1 protein-coding gene is annotated in these 421 nt (G+C 38.7%); it reads left to right on the top strand.

The window, feature by feature from the left end; translation table 11 throughout:
• Positions 1-421, top strand: a 421-nt coding sequence (locus ACFIO5_RS11235) for a hypothetical protein (RefSeq protein ID WP_375705451.1), incomplete at both ends; no start/stop codon positions are given.

Genomic DNA, 421 nt, shown 5'->3' with positions numbered 1-421 from the left:
TGCACTCTTTACTTGGGCCAATAACAGCCGCGATTATCAATTAACCCCTTGGACAAATGATCCGGTTTCTAACCGTCCAGGGGAAGCACTTTATATCGTTGACCGCCTATCTTTAAAACGTTTCTCACCAATTTCTGCTGTAGAATGCAACGAAAGTGTTGTCTATGAGTCTTGCCATGGTTTTGGATTCTCAACCTTTAAATCTCAACACTCAGAAATTACCTTAGAACTCACCCATACACTCGATCAAAAAAAACCTATTCGCCTTTCACGTCTTATCCTCAAAAATGAAGGGAAAAAATCACGAAGCTTACGCCTTTATAATTATGTTGAATGGGTCTTAGGCAATATCCGAACAAAATATGCACCTTTTCTTCTTCCCTTTTATGATTCCAAACGTGGTGCACATTTTATTCAAAAT

Source organism: Bartonella sp. AA86SXKL (assembly GCF_042196885.1).
Note: the sequence above shows the minus strand (reverse complement) of the source record. Positions and strands in the feature narration are given on the sequence as shown.